The sequence below is a fragment of the Rhodococcus sovatensis genome, from assembly GCF_037327425.1.
Lineage (GTDB): Bacteria > Actinomycetota > Actinomycetes > Mycobacteriales > Mycobacteriaceae > Rhodococcoides > Rhodococcoides sovatense.
The window spans coordinates 5,520,468-5,536,028 of record NZ_CP147846.1 but is presented as its reverse complement, the minus strand read 5'-3'; the positions used below and the strand labels follow the sequence as shown (position 1 = coordinate 5,536,028).

20 protein-coding genes and 1 pseudogene are annotated in these 15,561 nt (G+C 63.6%); 15 read left to right on the top strand and 6 right to left on the bottom strand.

The features are described from left to right. Nucleotides 1-28: 28 nt before the first annotated feature. From WDS16_RS25910 to WDS16_RS25900, 3 genes are all read left to right on the top strand, one after another. Nucleotides 29-2,176, top strand: coding sequence for an MMPL family transporter (locus WDS16_RS25910; RefSeq protein WP_338888876.1), 2,148 nt, complete (start codon nucleotides 29-31; stop codon nucleotides 2,174-2,176). Between the two features lie 40 nt (nucleotides 2,177-2,216). Further along, nucleotides 2,217-2,627, top strand: a complete 411-nt coding sequence (locus WDS16_RS25905; RefSeq protein ID WP_338888874.1) for a DUF302 domain-containing protein — start codon at nucleotides 2,217-2,219, stop codon at nucleotides 2,625-2,627. A gap of 71 nt (nucleotides 2,628-2,698) precedes the next feature. Continuing rightward, the gene (locus tag WDS16_RS25900; protein ID WP_121109931.1) at nucleotides 2,699-2,968 is read left to right on the top strand and encodes a metal-sensitive transcriptional regulator; all 270 of its coding nucleotides are present in this window, start codon (nucleotides 2,699-2,701) and stop codon (nucleotides 2,966-2,968) included. A 3-nt stretch (nucleotides 2,969-2,971) separates the two neighbouring features. Here the strand turns inward: WDS16_RS25900 and WDS16_RS25895 are convergent, their stop codons facing one another. Then, the gene (locus tag WDS16_RS25895) at nucleotides 2,972-3,283 is read right to left on the bottom strand and encodes a hypothetical protein (protein ID WP_338888869.1); all 312 of its coding nucleotides are present in this window, start codon (nucleotides 3,281-3,283) and stop codon (nucleotides 2,972-2,974) included. Between the two features lie 40 nt (nucleotides 3,284-3,323). On the opposite strand from WDS16_RS25895, the gene WDS16_RS25890 reads away from it, so the two are divergent. Then, nucleotides 3,324-3,977 carry a DUF5701 family protein gene (locus WDS16_RS25890; protein WP_338888867.1) on the top strand — a complete coding sequence of 218 codons (654 nt, stop codon included), beginning with the start codon at nucleotides 3,324-3,326 and terminating at the stop codon, nucleotides 3,975-3,977. 115 nt (nucleotides 3,978-4,092) lie between these two features. After that, nucleotides 4,093-4,674 (top strand): hypothetical protein, encoded by a 582-nt coding sequence (locus WDS16_RS25885; protein ID WP_338888866.1) that lies wholly within the window; start codon nucleotides 4,093-4,095, stop codon nucleotides 4,672-4,674. Nucleotides 4,675-4,752: 78 nt separating this feature from the next. Here WDS16_RS25885 and WDS16_RS25880 read toward each other — a convergent pair whose 3' ends face one another. After that, on the bottom strand, nucleotides 4,753-6,153 hold the full coding sequence (locus tag WDS16_RS25880; RefSeq protein WP_338888864.1) for a PLP-dependent aminotransferase family protein: 1,401 nt from the start codon (nucleotides 6,151-6,153) through the stop codon (nucleotides 4,753-4,755). Between WDS16_RS25880 and WDS16_RS25875 the strand changes: the two genes are divergently transcribed. After that, nucleotides 6,152-7,084, top strand: coding sequence for a DMT family transporter (locus WDS16_RS25875; RefSeq protein ID WP_338888863.1), 933 nt, complete (start codon nucleotides 6,152-6,154; stop codon nucleotides 7,082-7,084). The genes WDS16_RS25880 and WDS16_RS25875 overlap by 2 nt on opposite strands. Before the next feature lie 83 nt (nucleotides 7,085-7,167). Here WDS16_RS25875 and WDS16_RS25870 read toward each other — a convergent pair whose 3' ends face one another. Continuing rightward, entirely contained in the window at nucleotides 7,168-7,755 is a 588-nt protein-coding gene (locus WDS16_RS25870) for a TetR/AcrR family transcriptional regulator (protein WP_338888862.1), read from the bottom strand. A 93-nt stretch (nucleotides 7,756-7,848) separates the two neighbouring features. On the opposite strand from WDS16_RS25870, the gene WDS16_RS25865 reads away from it, so the two are divergent. Both WDS16_RS25865 and WDS16_RS25860 read left to right on the top strand, forming a co-directional pair. Next, nucleotides 7,849-8,958, top strand: a complete 1,110-nt coding sequence (locus tag WDS16_RS25865; RefSeq protein WP_338888861.1) for a nitronate monooxygenase — start codon at nucleotides 7,849-7,851, stop codon at nucleotides 8,956-8,958. Continuing rightward, nucleotides 8,955-9,542: a flavodoxin family protein gene (locus WDS16_RS25860; RefSeq protein ID WP_338888860.1), complete on the top strand. Its 588-nt coding sequence runs from the start codon at nucleotides 8,955-8,957 to the stop codon at nucleotides 9,540-9,542. The genes WDS16_RS25865 and WDS16_RS25860 overlap by 4 nt, the downstream gene beginning before the upstream one ends. Before the next feature lie 75 nt (nucleotides 9,543-9,617). Here WDS16_RS25860 and WDS16_RS25855 read toward each other — a convergent pair whose 3' ends face one another. Next, complete coding sequence (locus WDS16_RS25855; protein WP_338888859.1) at nucleotides 9,618-10,034, bottom strand: PaaI family thioesterase; 417 nt, start codon at nucleotides 10,032-10,034, stop codon at nucleotides 9,618-9,620. 54 nt (nucleotides 10,035-10,088) lie between these two features. Between WDS16_RS25855 and WDS16_RS25850 the strand changes: the two genes are divergently transcribed. Together WDS16_RS25850 and WDS16_RS25845 are read left to right on the top strand one after the other, a co-directional pair. Next, entirely contained in the window at nucleotides 10,089-10,688 is a 600-nt protein-coding gene (locus tag WDS16_RS25850) for a TetR/AcrR family transcriptional regulator (RefSeq protein ID WP_338888857.1), read from the top strand. Further along, entirely contained in the window at nucleotides 10,675-11,403 is a 729-nt protein-coding gene (locus tag WDS16_RS25845) for an HD domain-containing protein (protein WP_338888856.1), read from the top strand. The genes WDS16_RS25850 and WDS16_RS25845 overlap by 14 nt, the downstream gene beginning before the upstream one ends. Here WDS16_RS25845 and WDS16_RS25840 read toward each other — a convergent pair. Further along, complete coding sequence (locus WDS16_RS25840; RefSeq protein WP_338888854.1) at nucleotides 11,397-12,305, bottom strand: NAD(P)/FAD-dependent oxidoreductase; 909 nt, start codon at nucleotides 12,303-12,305, stop codon at nucleotides 11,397-11,399. The two genes, WDS16_RS25845 and WDS16_RS25840, sit on opposite strands and share 7 nt — an antisense overlap. A 68-nt stretch (nucleotides 12,306-12,373) precedes the next feature. Here WDS16_RS25840 and WDS16_RS25835 point away from each other — a divergent pair, with 68 nt between their 5' ends. Together WDS16_RS25835 and WDS16_RS25830 are read left to right on the top strand one after the other, a co-directional pair. Then, entirely contained in the window at nucleotides 12,374-12,844 is a 471-nt protein-coding gene (locus WDS16_RS25835) for a MarR family winged helix-turn-helix transcriptional regulator (RefSeq protein ID WP_338888852.1), read from the top strand. Beyond that, nucleotides 12,841-13,314 (top strand): hypothetical protein, encoded by a 474-nt coding sequence (locus WDS16_RS25830; protein WP_338888850.1) that lies wholly within the window; start codon nucleotides 12,841-12,843, stop codon nucleotides 13,312-13,314. Before WDS16_RS25835 ends, WDS16_RS25830 begins: the two co-directional genes overlap by 4 nt. Here the strand turns inward: WDS16_RS25830 and WDS16_RS25825 are convergent. After that, nucleotides 13,273-13,527 carry a hypothetical protein gene (locus WDS16_RS25825; RefSeq protein WP_338888848.1) on the bottom strand — a complete coding sequence of 85 codons (255 nt, stop codon included), beginning with the start codon at nucleotides 13,525-13,527 and terminating at the stop codon, nucleotides 13,273-13,275. The genes WDS16_RS25830 and WDS16_RS25825 overlap by 42 nt on opposite strands. Nucleotides 13,528-13,811: 284 nt before the next feature. Here WDS16_RS25825 and WDS16_RS25820 point away from each other — a divergent pair, with 284 nt between their 5' ends. The 3 genes and pseudogenes from WDS16_RS25820 (at nucleotide 13,812) to WDS16_RS25810 (ending at nucleotide 15,547) form a co-directional block, all read left to right on the top strand. Then, complete coding sequence (locus WDS16_RS25820) at nucleotides 13,812-14,381, top strand: hypothetical protein (protein ID WP_338888846.1); 570 nt, start codon at nucleotides 13,812-13,814, stop codon at nucleotides 14,379-14,381. A 38-nt stretch (nucleotides 14,382-14,419) separates the two neighbouring features. Beyond that, complete coding sequence (locus WDS16_RS25815) at nucleotides 14,420-14,593, top strand: hypothetical protein (RefSeq protein ID WP_338888845.1); 174 nt, start codon at nucleotides 14,420-14,422, stop codon at nucleotides 14,591-14,593. 26 nt (nucleotides 14,594-14,619) lie between these two features. Next, nucleotides 14,620-15,547 (top strand): annotated as a pseudogene (locus WDS16_RS25810) (IS5 family transposase). Nucleotides 15,548-15,561: the final 14 nt, after the last annotated feature.

Here is a 15,561-nt window from a genome sequence, read left to right as displayed (position 1 = left end):
CAATACCCCCGCCCGTATAAGGAGACCAATGCCTCTGCCCGACGCCCTTCTGGACACCGAAGCCCCCCACGCCGCCTCACCCGGCATGCTCGGGCGCGCAGGGGCCGCGATGGTCACCCACCGCAAGTGGGTGTTCGGGGTGTGGCTGCTCGCGCTGATCGCCCTCGGATCAGCGGCACCGACGGTGTTCACCTCGCTCGCCGGGGCCGGCTGGCAAGCCAACGGGTCCGAGTCCGTTCAGGTCCGTGAACTGGCACAGCAACACTTCGGCGGAAATTCCTCGGCCGCCGTTCAGGTCGTAGTGCACTCCGATACTGCATCGATCGGCGACGCGGCCGTGCAACAGACACTCGCCGACGTCGCAGCGGTCTTCGACGGGGACTCACGTTTCGGGGATGTCGTTATGCCGCAACCGGGTATGACGATCAGTCCGGACTCGCACACCGGAATTCTCATTGCCGGTGCCAACGCGAGCACGGACGAGATGGTCAAAGCTGTCGACGACGTCAAGGACGAGCTGACCGCCCTGTCGACCGACGGAATCGAGGTCTACCCAACCGGATCGTCGGCACTGTGGTCCGACTTCAACGTCGCCAACCACGACGCCATGATTGCGGCCGAATTGATCTCCTGGCCGGTCACTTTGGCGATCATGGTCCTGGCCTTCGGCTCACTCGTCGCCGCGGGCCTACCCCTACTGCTGACCGTTGCCGGGCTCGTCGCGTCCGCCGGCGGTCTCGTACTGCTCAACGAGGTGACGCCGATCTCGGTATGGGCGATGAACTTCGCGATGATGTTCGCCCTCGCACTGGGTATCGACTATGCGCTGTTCATCGTTGCGCGCTTCCGCGACGCTCTGCGCCATGGCGATCCACGAGCCGCAGTCGCCGAAACCATGGATACCGCAGGCAAAGCCGTCGTCCTGTCCGGTCTGACGGTTCTGGTCAGCCTGTCGGCTGTGTTGCTCGTTCCAGCACCGGCGGTAAGGACGATGGCGGTAGGCATCATGATGGCGGTCACCTTCGTTCTGGTCGCCACGATGACCCTGTTGCCGGCGGTACTCGGTGCACTCGGCCCTAAGGTCAACGCCGCGTCGCTGCCGTACGCCAAGCGTCAACACCACCGTTCACCGAAGTTCGCCGCCTGGGGCGAAGTGCTGCACAAGCACCCGTGGCCGTTCGCTGTCGTGTCGGTCGGGATCCTGATCGCACTGGCACTTCCGGTCCTCGGATTGAAAGTGGCCATGCCCTCCATCACCGTCGTGCCCGAAGACGCACCCGTGCGCCAGGGATACGAACTGGTTCAAGCACAGTTCGGTGACGGCGCGCCCGGCGCGTTGCAGATCGTCGTCCCCTCGGCCGACGCCGAATCCACCGCCGCGACCGCGAGCACCGTCGACGGAATTTCGATGGTCACCCCACCCCAGCAGGCGCAGGACGGTTCCGACTACGCACTGCTGCAGGCAATTCCGGCAGTGGACCCATCCGATGAATCGATGGGCACCATCCTGCAGGATCTGCGGGCGGAACTACCCCGGTCGGCACTCGTCGGAGGTGCTCCCGCGGAGAATCTCGACTTGCAGCAGGCCCTGAACGACTACCTGCCGATCGTGATCGGCATCATCCTGGTCCTCGGTTTCGTTCTTCTACTCGTCGCACTGCAGGCCCCTCTTATTGCACTGCTGGGAACCGTCGTCAGCCTGCTGTCCACCGCCGCGGCGTTCGGTGTCGCGAAACTGATCTTTCAGGACGGACACGGCTCGTCGCTGCTCGGATTCACCCCGCAGGGCTTCCTCGACGGGTGGGGCCCGGTGTTCTTCTTCGCAATGATCTTCGCCATCGCCATGGACTACACCGTATTCCTTCTCGCCACTGCCAAAGAACACTACGAGCGATCCGGTGACCCCAAGGCCGCACAGGTCGACGGACTCGCACACTCCGGACGCGTCATTTTCGCCGCAGCTGCGGTGATGGTCGCAGTGTTCTTCACCTTCGCGCTGTCGGATCCGCTTCCCCCGAAGGAAATGGGAATTATCCTCGGTGTTGCGGTCCTACTCGACGCTTTTCTGATCAGACTTATCCTGCTTCCGGTGCTGCTCCGTTTGAGCGGACACGGCGCGTGGTGGTCGCCGGCATGGCTCCGCAGGGTGTTGCCCTCGATAAGTTTCTCGCACTGAATATTTCACACAGATTGTTTCGCCATCTACAGGAGGCACGATGAACATCGCATTGACAACCACACTGACCGACACCGATTTCGATGCCGCAGTCCAGAGCACCAAAGCGGCATTGTCCGAGCAAGGGTTCGGAGTACTGACCGAAATCGACATGCAGGCCACCTTGAAGGCCAAGCTCGGCGAGGATATGGAGAAGTACCTGATCCTCGGCGCCTGCAACCCGAACCTTGCACACCGCGCAGTCGGGGTCATGCGGCAGATCGGGCTACTGCTGCCGTGCAACGTCGTCGTCCGCGCCGACACCACGACTGAAGGCTCGGTGGTCGTCGAGGCCATGAATCCGGCGATCATGGTCGAGGTAACCGGTGAACCCGGTCTGTCCGACGTCGCAGCAGAGGCGACCGTCAAGCTGCAGGCGGCCATCGACGCACTCGGTAGCGCGCAAGCCTGAGACAGCTACCCGTTCTATGCCCCCGGGGGTAACCTGACACTACCGGCACCACTACTCCCTAGGAGACCGACATGATCGGCGACGAAGACAGCATCGCATTGGTACTCAACCGCCTGCGACGGGCACACGGCCAGCTCGCCGGTGTGATCGGCATGATCGAGAACGGCCGCGACTGCAAGGACGTCGTCACGCAGCTCGCGGCCGTCTCTCGCGCTCTCGACAAAGCCGGGTTCAAAATCGTCGCGACCGGTCTCCGCGAATGCATGACGGGTGAAACAGCCGACAACAAAGAGCCCATGACCGAGGCGGAGCTCGAGAAGCTCTTCCTCGCCTTGGCGTGAACTTCATCGTTTCGACGTAAGGGGCTTGAGCACACGACTCGGAACCCAGTGCGTGACCGTTTCACAGCGATCCTTCGACGTGAGCTGGTAGGTGACACGGCCGATCCAGTCACCGTCGACAGTCATGGACCACTCGGTGAGGTCGCCTGGCACGACGGTGCGGACGTCGAAGCCCTCGGCGGTGAACGTGCCGCTGTGATGCGGAGGCTGCGGGTAGAGGACCGACAGGTCGATCAGGACCTTCACCGCAGGGGTCAGCACCTTGAACGGTCGACGCCGAGGATCCACGCCACCACTCGATCCGTTGACCCTCACTGTTCGACCATACGTTCGAACTCGACAGGACTCAATCCAGATGGAGCGTACACTGTACGGTGACGAAAGGTGGTTCACCTTGTACGCGCTTCCTCCACTGAGCAAACAGGCCGAGCGGCTGATCGAACTCGGCGTTCATTCGCTCGCCGGCATCACCGACGCCCAGGTCCGCGGCGCCGTCTCCGATGCCACTGACGATGCGCTCCTCGTCCTGGGTGGCGTAGGTCCATCCGCGCTCGCACCGATGCTCGAGTTGTCGGGCGTGTGCGGATTCGTCGTCTCGGACATGCCGGACGTCGACCGGTTCACCCCGATCGAGTCGTTGACGATCCCGGCGGGTCCGGCATACCTGGTCCACGGGCCGACACGCGGCGACGAGATGGAGAACTGGAGCCCCGACGAGGCGCTACCCGCCATCCTTGCCGCAGACCGCACACCTCTGACACTGATCGAGGGGATCCACTGGCTGATCCAAGTGCCCGACGTGCTCGAACGGGGACATTGCTTCATGACGATCGGGTCTCGGCTACGCAAACCGAATGGAGCGCTCGACACACGGACCCCTGCGCTGTGGATCAGCAACGGCACCGGGCGAGACGGAAAGAACAACCGCAACGCCCCGAAAGTCGGTTGGTGCTGGGCAGGAAACAGGCACACCTGGCTTGGGTTCGCGTCCGCGGCCAACCGGACGTGAAGTCCGCGAAGCGACTGGATATTTACCAACGTTCGCAACGCCAACTCGACAACGCGCCGTGTAACTGTGACTGTGGAGGACGTCTTACCCACCCGAAGTCTGGAGAAGTACCCGTATGAAGTTCCCGCGTCGCTCGATCGTCGTCCTCGCTGCTGCACTGACCGTGGGGCTCGCTGGCTGCGGGTCCGACGACGGTTCGGACAGTGGTTCGGACGGTGGGGCCAATGCAGACGGTGGCGGGGATATCTGCACCCAGCTCGAGGACATCTCGAATTTCGAGATGGAGTCGCAGTCGTCCGCCGAGATCGATCCCTCCGACTGGCCGGGAATGCAGGCTGTGCTGAAGAAGTACGGTGACGGACTCTCCGAGCACTACGACCCTGCCATCGAATCGGCTGACGCGGACATCGCAGCCGATCTCACCACGGTGCGCGACGCCAGCGCCCAGGTGACCGACCTCGTCACCGAGTCCGCCTCGTTCGAGGAGTACCAGCAGAAGACTCAAGCCAACATCGATGCCGAGAGCTTCACCGCCGCAAGCGATGCCAGCGCCCGGATCGACACGTACGCCAAGTCGAACTGCGAGTTCGCCAAGCAGATGCAGCAGCAGCAGCAGCAACAACAACAACAGCAGCAGCAAGATCCGCAGCTCCAGGAGATCCCGCAGCAGGACCCGCAGGTTCAGCCGGGCGGGTAAAAGCCGGTGCTCCGCGCCAGTGGCACGATTAAGTTCACCCTGGTGCACTCTTTCGTGCCACTGGAGGCGGAGCCTCCACTACCCGACGATCCGGCCCAGCGTGCGCGCGGCGTCAGGGAAGGTACTCGGATTGGGTCCCGCGTAAGTGAGTCTGAGGTATTTGCCGGTCGCCTCGGCCGGGAACCAATCGTCACCTGCGCCGATGATCACCCCGGCCGATTTACATTCCAGGACAACCTGATCCAGATCGGACGTGTCGGGAAGTCTGACCCACAGATTGATTCCCCCACGGGGAACGGCGTCGAGATGGACGTTGGGAGCGTGCTCGCGCAGACTCTCGACGAGCAGGTCGCGTCTCGCACGCAAGAGTTGACGGACGTTGCGCTGGTGCGCTTTCCACGACGGATGGGTGACGACGTCGAGCGCGACGCCCTGGAGCACCCCACTGACGTACATCGACTGCACCTGCGTATCGGCCAGTATTCGCTCGTGTGCGGGACCACGTGCAATGACCGCCGCGACCCTCACCGCGGGTGAAACACTCTTGGCCAGCGATCGAATGTAGACGACGTGACCGCCATCGTCTCGCGCTGCGATGGGACTCGAGTCCGCCGTAATCCCGAAATCGTGCGCAGCATCGTCCTCGATCAGAAACGCGGAGTGCGCACGCACTACACTCAGAACACGGTCGGCCAACTCGCTCGACCACAGCGCGCCGGTCGGGCTCGCGAAGTTCGGCTGGGCGTAGAACGCTCGTGCACCGGTCTCCTCGAACGCCCTGGCCAGTTCGTCGGAGTCGGGTCCGTGCGACCCACTCCGAACCGGGACGATGACGACGCCCGCCTGCTCCGCTGCCAGGATCGCACCCCAGTAGGTGGGCGATTCCATCAACAGGATCCGTCCCGTACCGACGAGTGTGCGGAAGATAGTGCTCAGCGCCCCTTGGCTTCCGGGCTGAACAACGACGTCGCTGGCAGCAGGTTGCCTGATACCAGCGGGCGTAACCGCAGCGAGTTCGGATGCGAACCACGATTGCAGTTCCTCCATTCCTGGCGCACGAGGACGGCTCACCACCGCTTCGGATCTGGCCGCTCGCCCAAATGCCGCTCGAACCAGTCTCTCCGGCAACAGTTCTCGATCGGGATAACCGGAGTGCAGTGCGATGACGTCGTTGCTCGCACCCTGCAACGCTGCAGGCAGTTTGGGAACCTTGTTCCCGAGTGCCGCGAGTGCGCTCGTCTGCCAGCCGTAGTCGCTGGGCCGCGGCGTTGCGACGGTTCGTACGAACGTCCCGACGCCAGGGCGCGTATCCACCAAACCGTGGGCGGCCAGCGTCCGAAGTGCCTTCTGCACCGTTACCGGGCTTGCACCGTAGCGAGCGACAAGCGACCGCGTCGACGGCAGCTTTCCACCGACGGGCGCCGATGCGATCCACTGCCGGAGGTCCGCCACTATCTTCGAACTGCTATCGTCGGACATGACACAGCAGAGTAGCGCTACTCGATCCAGCACACCAGTGCTACTGAACCGGGCCGGCCTCATGTGGGGACTCCTGGGGGTCACCGCATTCTCGTTTACATTGCCGCTCACTCGGTTTGCCATCGGCGGAGGAATGTCACCGCTGTTCGTCGGATCCGGCCGCGCAGTCGTTGCCGCCCTGTTGGCGGCCTGCGCCCTGACACTGACCAGACAAGCTCTGCCGCATGGAGTCCAGTGGGTGCGCCTGACTGTCGTCGCAGGTGGCGTCGTCGTCGGCTTTCCGGTTCTGACGTCGTTCGCACTACAGACCGCTCCCGCAGGACACGGAGCCGTCGTCATCGGGCTCTTGCCAGCAGCGACCGCGGTCGTCGCGGTTCTGCGCACGGGCGAGCGTCCACCGAGGGCCTTCTGGATCGCCGCGGCAGTCGGTGCAGCGGCGGCACTCGCGTTCGCGCTGATCAGCGGTGGCGGCGTACTCGGGTTACATTGGTCGGACCTGCTGCTGTTCGGATCCGTCATCGCTGCCGCCGTCGGGTACGCCGAAGGTGGTCTCCTGTCCCGTGACCTCGGCGCGTGGCAGACGGTGTCGTGGGCACTGGTGGTGGCATCGCCGGTCATGGTTCTCCTCGCCGCAGCCGCGGTCGCATTCGAACCACCGTCCGGGACACCCAGCACCTGGGCCGCGTTCGCCTACCTTGCTGTAGTCAGCATGTTCCTCGGCTTCTTCGCCTGGTATCGGGGTCTGTCGATCGGCCCGATGGCCCGGGTGAGCCAGGTCCAGTTGGTTCAACCCGTCATGACAATCGCCTGGGCTGCGCTACTCCTCGGCGAAGCGCTGACGTGGCAAACCGTCGTGGGCGGACTTCTCGTGATCGCGTGCGCTGCGGGTGCCGTCATCGTGCGCACCACCGCTCGGCCCACCACCGCTTGAATGGTCCATTCATACGATCAGATAGCTAGCGGGTGACATTCAAGCGGAGAACCGCTTGGCAGCGAAAGTAGCTGACCCGCTGGTCAACTCGCCAAACGGCGAACCTGACTCCACACCCCGTCGAGCGACGATGCGTCATTGCGCAGCTTTGCGAAGAGAACCAGACCCTCCAGCTGGGCAAGCATCGCCGACGCGAGTCGATGCGGCGTGTCGTCGGCATGGAGACTGCCGTCGGCCATGGCCTCACCGAGGACCTCGGCAACCAGCGCGATTTGTTCGTCGAAAACCGATTCCAGGTCCGATCGTATCGACGCGTCCCGGGCCGACAGTTCCAGCGACAGGTTCGCAAAGATGCACCCGTTGATGACGTTCGACTTCTGTTCTGCGCGAATATCATCCGCTTGCATGTCGAACAGAGCCTCGAGCCGCACCAGGGGCGCCCCCGACGCCGACAGCACCGCGACCCATCGCGCCCGCTCACTCCGCCAGTGCTCGCGGATCACCTCACGGGTGAGGGCCTGCTTGGAATCGAAGTAGTAATAGAAGCTGCCTTTGCGCACGTCGGCGACGGAACATACTTCGGCAACTCCGACGGCTTCGTAGCCACGGCTTCGGATCAGCGAGCAAGCCGCATCGAGCACCCGTTCACGCGCCGTACTGGTTCGTCCCATGAGCCCACTATACGACCGGTCAACTACCTCTCGACAAATAGTTGACCGGTCGTCTACTGTCAGGGAACTTCCCCTACGACGCGAGGATCGGCCATGACGGACTGGACACGGACCCCTTTCGCACGCACCCTAGGCCTCAGGTACCCCATCGTGCAGGGGCCCTTCGGCGGCGGCATCTCCCGCATCGGGCTGACCGCGGCCGTCTCCGATGCCGGCGGTCTGGGTTCCTTCGGGGCGCACCATCTCGAGCCGGAAGAACTCGATGTCACCGTAGGGCTGCTGCATGCCGCGACGAATCACCCGTTCGCAGTGAACCTCTGGGTTCCCCGGCCCGGCCAGCCCGACGAGCTCGATCGCACCACCTACGACACATATTCCGATGCCCTACGCCCGTGGTTCGAGCGAGCGGGCATGTCGCCGCCGGTCTATCGGCACGCCGCGTCCCCGGACTTCGACGCCCAGGTGGAGGTCGTGCTGGCGCGTCGACCAGCGGTGTTCAGTTTCGTATTCGGCATCCCGAGCCCTGAGGTACTTGCCGAGTGCCGACGACGAGGCATCCGAACCATCGGCGCGGCAACACATCTCGACGAAGGTATTGCGCTGCGGGACGCTGGTGTCGATGCCGTCGTCGCCGCCGGTTACGAAGCCGGTGGTCACCGCCCAGCATTCCTGCGCCCTGCGTCGGATTCCGTGGCCACCGGTCCACTCACTGCACAACTGTCCGCTGTGCTCGAGATTCCCGTGATCGCTGCCGGCGGTATCGCGGACGGACGCGGGATCGCCGCTGCGCTGGTACTCGGTGCCGACGCTGTCCAGATCGGCACCGCCTTCCTGGCCACCGATCAGTCCGGTGCACCCGACGCCCACAAACAGGCACTCAGGTCGCCGCGGTCTCGATACACCGCCCTGACAAGAGCCTTTTCGGGCAGGCTTGCACGCGGAATCCGCAATGACTTCCTGGATGCATTCGAATTCGCCGATGTACCAGCGTATCCGCAGCAGAACTGGATGACCGCGCCGCTCAAGGCTGCAGCGGCGGAGCGCGACGATGCCGAGCTACTCGCACTCTGGTCGGGGCAGGGTGCAGCATTACTCACCGATCGCCGGGATGCGACCGAGCTGTTCGAGTTCCTCGTCGAAGACACCGACCACATCCTCGGTGCCACACCGAGACCGACCACCGCATGGGAGTCCGTCGCATGAATGCAGTCACAATTGCCGTCGTATTCCACAGCGGCTACGGACACACCGCACGGCAGGCATCGGCCGTCGCTCGCGGCGCCGCAAGTGAGTCCGCCGAGGTACATCAGTTCGACGTCAGCGACCCGCCGGCCGACATGTGGGACATCCTCGACTCTGCGGACGCCATCATCTTCGGCTCACCCACGTACATGGGCGGGGCGTCGGCCGAGTTTCGGCGCTTCGCCGAGGAGTCGTCGACCGCCTGGTCGACGCTGAAGTGGCGGGACAAGTACGCGGCCGGATTCACCAACTCCGCTGGCGTCAACGGCGACAAACTGAACACTCTCATGAGCTTTGTACTGCTGGCCGCCCAGCACGGTATGCACTGGATAAATCTGGGGCTACCCCCGGGATGGTTGTATACGACGCACGGTTCCGCCGAAGACCTGAATCGTCTCGGCGGATTCCTCGGGGCGATGGCGCAATCACCGTCGGATGCGGGCCCCGAGCTCTCACCACCCGCATCCGATCTGGCGACCGCCGAGCACCTCGGTCGTCGCGTGGCGACGACAGTCGCAGCCAGAATGCCCGCGCGATCAAGTTGATGGCGCTCCACCCCAGTGGCACGATTGAGTTCACCCTGGTGCACTTATTCGTGCCACTGGGGGCGGAGCCCCCAGTCAGCCCATCCGATAGGTTCCCAACCCCGTCGCGACCAGCCGCTCCGAGTTCGTGGCAACGATGTCGACTGCGCACGTGCTCAGGCTCCGACCAGCACGGACACGCCGTCCGACGATGTCGAGGCTCTCCGCGAACGCCGGTTCGACGAATTCGACCGCCATCGAAATCGTGACACCACGCAACTGCTCGGGCACACGCTCGCCTGCCCACGCGGCCGCCATGATGCCGATGTCGATACACCCGGCGAGGGCGCCACCGTGCACCATGTCGCCGACCGTGATCAGGTCGTCCTTGAACGGCATCCGCAGCCTGGCATGCCCCTCCGAAATATCGATCAGCTCGATCCCCAGGTGTTGCACGAACGGTGATTGCGGCAGAAACATCGTCATCGCATCTGAACCGGTCTTGGGATTCATCTCTACCCCTATCGGAAGTTGATTCTGTTATCGGAATCAGATTACGATAAGACCATGATGTTGGAAACCCCCACCGACAAACGAAAACGCCGAACACATACTGCGGTACTCGACGCCGCCCGATCACTCTTCCTCGAGCACGGATATCGCAGTACATCGATCGAAATGCTCGCCGGCGCAGCAGATGTCGCCGTCAGTTCCATCTACGCCAACTTCGCCGGTGGCAAAGCCGACGTGTACGCCGCCCTCGCCTGGCACACCACGACGACGCACGTCGACGAGATGAAAGGCTCGACGTCCATCGTCGACGCCTTCGACCGGTACGTGGCGTTCCACCGGGAGAATCCCCTGGCGTTGCGGCTGCTCAGCCTGTACGACGTCGCTACGTCCGAATCCGAACTGGTCGCGCACGCGAAGCCTCGAATCGACGAAGCGCTCCAAACGTTGGTCGAGACCGTAACGCGGGACATCACTGAGTCCGGGTGCGACACCGATCCCCGAGTTCTCGTACTCACCACCTGGGCCGCGGCGAACGGGGCGGTGTCCCTTCGTCAGCGCGGAGTCGTCGACGACACGACCCTCGACGCCATGCTCGCCATCACCAGAAGCGATCTACAAGGCCACATCACGGAGGGACCCCATGCGCACAGGTGAATTGACGCGACGGGGGCAGCTTCGCGTGATCGGCGACGCCCTTGCGATCCAGACCATCGCCATGCCTCGCCTGCTGCGCGGGATCGACGCACCGAGCAGCCCGAGATTTCCAGGCACCCGTTCGACGCCACCGGATTCCAGACTGTGCCGCGATGCTCTGCAGGAGGCGGAGGAAACCCTGACTCCTGCGGTGCTCGCCCACAGCCTCAGATGCTGGGAGTTCGGTAGCGCCCTCGCCGAGGTCGACGGTCGGTCTTTCGATCCCGAAAACCTCTATGTCGCAGCCCTTCTACACGACATCCGGTTCGGCGCCCCAGCGGACGATCAGGTGGGATGTTTCGCTGTACTCGGCGCCCAACATGCGCGCGCGTTCGTCGCCGCACACGGGGGCTCCGCAGCCAGTGGACACTGCGTGCACACAGCCATTGCCCGGCACATGGACGCCAAGACCCCTCTCGATGCGGGGCCCGAGGCCGCGCTGCTTCACGACGCCGCCCACCTGGATGTAGTCGGCCTACGCGCACACGAACTCGATGCGGCACTTCTGAGCGATATCGAATCGCGCTTTCCTCGAATCGGTTTCGCCGACGAGTTCAAGACTGCGATGCGTGCCGAAGCGCAACTGCGCCCACGCTCGACGGCAGCGGCGCTGTGGAGGTCCGGGATGAGGCTGGCGATCGCACTGAACCCCCTTGATCGGGGCGCGAATCAGTAGCGTGCGCTTACCGCCGCGACAATATCCTGCTCGAGCAGATAGTGATTGATCGCGATGGCGGCTCGCGATCCCGCGCTCGCCGCGTTGATGATCTGCGCAGGCGAGTCTGCGACGTTGCCTGCCGCCCAGACCCCCGGGACGCTCGTTGTTCCTACAGCGTCCGTCTCCACCCATCCAGAGTCCGCACGCGCACAACCTAATTCGACCAACAACTCGTGTCGGGGAAGGAACCGAGGCCCGACGAACACAGCCGACCGGTGAATCGCTGCGCCACCCTCGAGCACCACCGCCACCCCGTCGCGGTCGTCCTCGACTGCCTGCACGGCGCCTTCGGCGATGTAGACCCCGCGCGCCTGCAACCTCCTACGTTCCTCGGGTTCGAGTTCGATGATGCCAGGGAAGAACACGACGTCTTCCGACCATTGACGAACCAGTGATGCCTGATGAATGCTGAACGGCCGATTCTCGCCGCCGATCACGCCGAGTGTCCTCTCGCGCACCTCGTAACCGTGGCAGTAGGGGCAGTGCAGAGCCTTCCGTCCCCACAGTTCTGCCAGTCCGGCGATCGCAGGCAGTTCGTCACGTAGGCCAGTTGCCACCACTACCGCTCGCGCCCGCACGTCGATTCCGTTGTCGCAGTGGACCGTCAGATCCTTCGATATGGAGTCGACGCGGGCCTGAACGATCTCCGTTCCGTAACCGAGCGCTTCGCGCTTGCCGACGTCGAGCAACTCCGCAGACGCCATCCCGTCGCGGGACAAGAATCCATGCAGGTGTCGAGCTTTCACGTTTCGCGGACTTCCTGAATCCACGAGCAGAACTTTGCGGCGGGCACGTGACAACACAAGCGCTGCACTCAACCCTGCAGCACCCCCGCCGATGATCACACTGTCGTACTCCACTTCTCGCCCCCTCCTCGTCGAGTAGAGTGACGGTAGCAAATTGTTAACTGGTTAACAAAGGGGAGTGCATGCTCAGGACGGAGACAATCGAATCGTGGCGAATCCACAATCCCGACCTCGACACGTCACCGATGACGATCGTCGCGCTGATCAAGGAAATCAGTGAGGGTGTGGGCCGAGCGGTCGACGAGATCTACGCACACTCCCCCTTGTCGCACGCCGACGTCGAGCTACTCGTCCCACTGCGCTACCAAACCGAATCAGTGACCGCGATCCGATTGGCCGAACGCCTCGGCATGTCCCGAGCCGGCGTCAGCAAGACGCTGTCGCGACTCGAGGAACGCGGCATCGTTGTTCGCATGCCGGACCCCACCGACAAGCGGTCCGCATCCGTACACCTCACCGCGCACGGCGAACGCCTCGTCGACGACTTGTTCCCACGGGAATTGGCTTCGCATGCAGCCATTCTCGACCACCTCGGCCCGGACAGAGAACACGTGATCACTGCGCTCGAGCTGCTCGCACAGGCATTCCGGTGACACGCCGCGTTCGGATGGTCGCCTGTGCGCCTCTCGGATGGCTGGCCGTCACCCTGATCAGCGTGTTCGCGCTGGCCCCCTGGTGGAATATCGTCGGCGATGTCGTCGTCACCTGGAACGTGGTCGGCGTCTTCGGGTTGGTCCTGACGCTTCCCGGAGCCCTCGTCGTACTCATTGCTTCCACCTCATTGGACACCCGCGCCGGACGCTGGTTCACCACGGCCGGCTTTGCCGTACTTCTCGCCTTCTGTGCATGGATGATGGTTGTCACCTTCGACGGATTGAACTCTGCGCCAAGGCAATACGACGATCCCTCGATGGTCCCCAAGCTGACGACCACAGAGCAGCTGGTGTTCACGACGCCCTACGTGCTCTACATAGGTCTGATCGCCTGGGTTCTGCTCGTGATGTGGCGACGCCCGTCCGCGTCAGCTTCCACGCGTCATGCGCCACCCCGCGCGAATGAGTAGCGACGCGACGATCCACCCGGCGAGTGCGCCCACCACCGGCGCAGCATACGGGAGATATTCGCGCACGTACCACCAGAATCCGGGGTCGTACCGTCCGACCACGAACGCGAAGTTCACGCGCACCGGTTGCGACACAGCCACCAGCGAAATCCAGCCGACGGCGACACCTGCAACCAGACCGAACACCGACAGAGTGACTTTCAGACTTCGCATGACCAACCGTCCTCGCTCACCGCACGCGCGTGCGTGACCGGTGCGTCGATCCTAAACGGCTCCTACCCAACACGACGAAGCCAACGGTTTCCATCGAGAAATCGACTGTGCGATCGGATAATTCGACTCGTATCGGCGGTTGGTTCGTATCGACGTGCAGTGGCGGGCAATTGGCAGAATTCGGATCCGCTTCTCGCAGCCCGCCATCGGGTACCGTAATCAGACCACGAAGTTCGGACGCCACCGTGGTGAACGAACCGACCAGCACTGCGCCATGGAGGGATATGTCGAACCGCCCGGCCGCAGCTTTTCTGCTGACCGTCGTCACTGCCCTTGCGCTCGCAGGATGCACCACCGATACCGACGATGCAGCTCCCACGCCGTCGACGACGACGTCCGGATCACCGACTTCGGCCGCGCCAACTTCGCCTATGCAGGCCTCCACCAGTCCGGAAGCACCTCCGCTCGTGCCGCCGACCGCTGTTGCCTCGGTCCCACCGCCACCGGTCGACCAGCCGCCGACCACGTTCGTCGAACCGGTCATCGTCGAACCGCCGGGTCCGACGGAATGCGCCGACTGCGCGTTCACGCCGACCGAACCGGCGGGCCCACCGCCGAATCCGGTGGACTGGCGCGGATTCCCGTTGGGTACCACGTGTGGGCCGGTCTCGTGCACATCGCCGGACGGCCTGATCTTCGTCAACCCCGATGCCGTACCCGGCCTCGGTGGCCAGACCTTCGATCTGTGTGATCACACGTACTGCGCACCCCCTGGTCTGCAGATCATTCCGGGGCCACTTCCATCCACCGGCAGTTCGGGAGGCGGGGGCGGACTTCCCACCGCACCGCGGTAGCCGACCGGATGAAGTAGGTACGGCACAATGCTCGAGTGGTGAAGACTCGGCGTTACCGACTGCTGCTCGTCGCCGGAATGATCCTCGTGGTGGTCGCCGGCTTGGTGCTCGGCCCGCTGAAGAAGCCGGTTCTGTATCTCTGGAATGCCGAGTGCTTCGGCTGGAGCACGAGCAGTGACGGACCACGGCTAGAGCGTGTCTCCCAAATTTGAGAGGTGCTGTCAGCGATGATATTTCGATGACGCGCGTGGGAGTGATCAGTGACGAGTTCTGGGAGATCGTCGAGCCAGTGATACCCACCGACGTGGGAAAACGTGGGCGGCGGTTCGCCGAGCACCGGCGAATTCTGGAGGGCATCGCATACCGATTCCGTACCGGGTGTCCGTGGCGAGATCTGCCGGAGGACTTCGGTCCGTGGCAGACGGTGTGGAAACGCCACCACCGATGGTCCTTCGATGGCACCTACGACGAGATGCTTGCCGCGGTGGCCGAGGTGTTCGGTCTCGACCCGGAAGAACTCGACGGCGATATCGGGGCGGTGCTCTCGATCGACTCGACCAGCGTCCGGGCGCATCAGCATGCGGCCGGTGCGCGAGCCGACACTCTCACAGGGGGCCTTGTCGAATTACAAGAAATCCGTCGACGAACCCGCTGACCACGCGTTGGGTCGATCTCGCGGAGGATTCACCACGAAGATCCATGCACTGACCGACCTGACGTGCTCGCCGGTGACGATGCTGCTGACCGGTGGGCAAGCCGGGGACAATCCACAGTTGGTGCCGTTGCTCGATGCCCACCGAGCTGCCGGTGGGGACCAGGACTACCGATTGCTCGCCGACAAGGCGTACACCCATCCCAGTACCCGCACCGAACTGCGTCGCCGCAAGATCAAACACACCATTCCCGAGCGCAGCGACCAGAAGCAGCGACGGGCCGACAAGGGGTCCGCCGGTGGTCGTCCACCGGGTTTCGATCCGACGATGTACAAGCACCGCAACACCGTCGAGCGTGGCTTCGGGCGGCTCAAACAGTGGCGTGGTGTGGCCACTCGATATGACAAGTACGCCATGACATTCCTCGGGGGCGTTGTCCTGTGCGCGGCAGTTCTGCACTCCCGCAACCACAACCACCGCCCGGCGATGAAAACGAAAACGGACCCAATTTAAGAGACACGCTCTAG